Below are 282 nucleotides of genomic sequence, written 5' to 3' on the forward strand. Positions count from 1 at the left end.
ATCTGGTGGAGCCCAGTCACCCATCGTAATCAAGTTGCCTAAGGTGACGGACAAGCAACTGTTGCATGAGTTTGTGAGTGTTCAGTCTTGGCTCAATGATCTGACTGCACTGGAAAAGCACCAAGGTATCAACATAGAGCGACAAGCCTTTCGTTATAAATCAATGGGTATGCAGGTGATGCCTGTTGCCATCTATTTTTCCGATATTGAATCTCTGGCTCGATATCTCGGCAAGCGGAAGCAGTGGCAGGCCTTCATAGCCACTTTTGAGCAGGTGGTGAC

1 protein-coding gene is annotated in these 282 nt (G+C 47.9%); it reads left to right on the top strand.

The window, feature by feature from the left end:
• Positions 1-282: DUF3322 domain-containing protein (locus tag AB4585_RS25255; protein ID WP_372171514.1), on the top strand; the 282-nt coding region annotated here is incomplete at both ends.

The organism is Vibrio sp. 10N.222.49.C9 (assembly GCF_041474985.1).
GTDB lineage: Bacteria > Pseudomonadota > Gammaproteobacteria > Enterobacterales > Vibrionaceae > Vibrio > Vibrio crassostreae_C.